Annotated in this window: 1 protein-coding gene; it reads left to right on the plus strand. The window is 74.6% G+C overall.

The annotated features are described in order from the left end of the window. Positions 1-3374: type I polyketide synthase (locus IE294_RS46450; RefSeq protein ID WP_189895349.1), on the plus strand; the 3374-nt coding region annotated here is incomplete at both ends.

The following is a 3374-nucleotide window of genomic DNA, read 5'->3' on the forward strand; positions in this document are numbered from 1 at the left end:
GCCCTCGCCGCGCACCGCCGGGCCCGGGGCCGCACCGCCACCTCGATCGCCTGGGGCGCGTGGGACGAGTTCGGGCTGGTCGCCGGCCTCCCCGGCCGGCGGCACCAGCTGAGCCGCCTGGGCGTCATGCCCATGCGGCCGGCGCTCGCCATCGCGGCCATGCAGCGTGTCCTGGACCACGACCAAACGACGGCCGTCATCACGGACACGGACTGGAGCCGTTTCGCCCCGGCCTTCACCGCGACCCGTCCGAGTCCCCTGCTCTCCGGGCTGCCGGAGGCGGTCCTGGCCCTGCAGAGCGCTCCGCAGGAGACGGGCGGGCCGGAGGCGTCCGGCGCCGACGCTGCCGCGACCCGTCTGACCGGACTGCCCGACCAGGCCCGCCGGGCAGCACTGTCCGATCTGGTCCGCCGCAACGCGGCCGCGGTACTGGGACACGCCCCCGGCACCCGGATCGACGCCGACCAGGCGTTCCGGGAGCTGGGCTTCGACTCGGTGACCGCCGTCGAGCTGCGCGGCCGGCTCGTTGCCGCGACGGGCCTGAGCCTCCCCACGACCCTCGTCTTCGACTACCCGACCGCTACCCGGCTCACGGACCACCTGGCGTCGCTGTTCACCGACACCCCGGTCGCGGTCGCCGCGCCGCCGCCGTCGCCGGTCGCCGACGATCCCGTCGTCATCGTCGGCATGGCCTGCCGGTATCCCGGCGGGGTGACGGGCCCGGCCGACCTGTGGCGGCTGGTGAGCGAAGGCGTCGACGCTACCGGCGACTTCCCCGCCGACCGCGGCTGGGACCTGACGGCGCTGTACGACCCCGAGGGGCTGCGGCCCGGAACGACCATCACCCGCCGGGGCGGCTTCCTGGACGGCGCCGGCGACTTCGACGCCGCGTTCTTCGGGATCTCCCCGCGCGAGGCCCTCGCCATGGACCCGCAGCAGCGGCTGTTGCTGGAGAGTTCGTGGGAGGCGCTGGAACACGCCGGGATCGATCCGCGGACGCTGGCGGGCGCCCGCGCGGGGGTCTTCGTCGGCGCCTACTCCTCCGGTTACGCGGAGGCGGTGGGCCGACTGGGCGACGAGGTCCGCGGATTCGCCCTCACCGGCGCCTCGTCGAGTGTGGCGTCCGGCCGGGTGGCCTACGTGCTCGGCCTGGAGGGCCCGGCGGTGACGGTGGACACCGCCTGCTCGTCGTCGCTGGTCGCGATGCACCTCGCGGCGCAGGCGCTGCGGTCGGGGGACTGCACCCTGGCGTTGGCCGGCGGCGTCACGGTCATGGCCGACGCCGACGCCTTCGTGCTCTTCTCCGAGCAGGGCGGGCTGGCACCCGACGGGCGCTGCAAACCGTTCGCGGATGCCGCTGACGGCACCGGGTTCGCCGAGGGCGTCGGTATGGTCGTCCTCGAAAGACTGTCCGACGCGCAGCGTAACGGGCACCAGGTCCTGGCGGTACTGCGCTCCAGCGCCGTGAACCAGGACGGCGCGTCCAACGGGCTGACCGCACCCAACGGCCCCGCGCAGCAACGTGTGATCCGCCAGGCACTGGCCGCAGCCGGACTCTCCGCCGACGAGGTCGACGCGGTGGAGGCGCACGGCACGGGGACGAGGCTCGGCGACCCGATCGAGGCACAGGCCGTCCTCGCCACGTACGGCCAGGACCGGTCCGCCGACTCCCCCCTGTGGCTCGGCTCGTTGAAGTCGAACATCGGCCACACCCAGGCCGCCGCCGGGGTCGGTGGCGTCATCAAGATGGTGCTGGCGATGCGGCACGGCCTGCTGCCGCGCACGCTGCACGTGCACGCCCCGTCGTCGCAGGTGGACTGGTCGAGGGGCCGGGTCGCGCTGCTGACCGAGCCGGTCGCGTGGCCGCAGACGGGACGTCCGCGCCGGGCCGGCGTCTCCTCGTTCGGAGTGTCGGGGACGAACGCGCACGTCATCGTGGAGGCCGCGCCCGAGAGCACCCCGGTGCCGGCCGCCGAGACCCCCGTCCCCCGGGTGGTGCCGTGGGTGCTGTCCGGTACGACGCCGGAGGCGGTGCGTGACCAAGCGGCACGGCTGGCCGCCCATGTGGAGGCCGATCCGTCGCTGAACGCCGCCGACGTGGCCTGGTCGCTGCTGGCCACGCGGTCGGCTCTCGGCCACCGGGCCGCCGTCCTGGGCACCGGGCGCGACGAACTGCTGCCCCGTCTGCGGGGGCTGGCAGCGGGAGACGCCCCCGAAAGGGTGGTCCTCGGAACGGAACGCCCCGACCACGTGGTGGGCGTGCTCTTCACCGGGCAGGGCGCGCAGCGGCTGGGCATGGGCCGGGAGCTGTACGCCGAGTCGCCGGTCTTCGCGGCCGCGTACGACACGGTCGTGGCGGAGCTGGACCCGTACCTGGAGCGTCCACTGAAGGATGTCGTCTGGGGCGACGACGCCGGGCTGCTGGACGAGACCGGCTGGGCGCAGCCGGCGCTGTTCGCGCTCGAAGTGGCGCTCTTCCGCCTGCTGGAGTCATGGGACGTCGTCCCCGACACCCTGCTGGGACATTCGGTCGGTGAGATCGTGGCCGCTCACGTCGCCGGGGTCCTGTCGCTGACCGACGCCAGCCGTATGGTCGCGGCCCGGGCACGGCTGATGCAGGCGTTGCCGCGGGGCGGTGCGATGCTGGCGGTGGAGGCCACCGAGACCGAGGCGGCCGCGCTGCTGACGGACGGTGTGGCGATCGCGGCGGTCAACGCCCCGGGCTCCGTGGTGCTGTCGGGCGAGGAAGCCGCCGTGGACGAGGTCGCGGAGTCCTGCGCCGCGCTGGGCCGCAGGACCCGCCGGCTGCGCGTCTCGCACGCGTTCCACTCGGCGCTGATGGATCCGATGCTGGCCGAGTTCGAACGGGTCCTCGCAACACTGACCTATCGGGAGCCGCGGATCGCCGTGGTGTCCGACTTGACCGGTGCCGTCGCCACGGGCGACGAGCTGCGCTCCCCGGCGTACTGGGCGGCCCAGGTGCGCGAGACGGTCCGCTTCGCCGACGGGATCCGGCACCTCGCGGACCGCGGCGTCACCGCGCTGGTCGAAGTGGGGCCGGACGGCGTGCTGTCGGCGATGGCCGCGGACAGCTGTGCCGAGGACACCCTGGTCGTGCCGCTCCTTCGCAAGGACCGCGACGAGAACACCGCGGTCACGGCCGGCTGGGCCGCGCTGTACGCCCACGGGGTCCCCGTCGACCGGCGGGCGGTGCTCCCCGAGGGACGCCGGGTCGGCCTTCCGACCTACGCGTTCCAGCACCGACGGTTCTGGCCCGCCCCGGCCGCCGCCCCCGTCGCGGCAGCCGCGGCGGACGCGTGGAGGTATCGGGAGTCGTGGGTTGCGGTCGGTGTGCCGGTGCGGTCGGTGGGTTC

The organism is Streptomyces canarius (assembly GCF_014650735.1).
Taxonomy (GTDB): domain Bacteria; phylum Actinomycetota; class Actinomycetes; order Streptomycetales; family Streptomycetaceae; genus Streptomyces; species Streptomyces olivaceoviridis.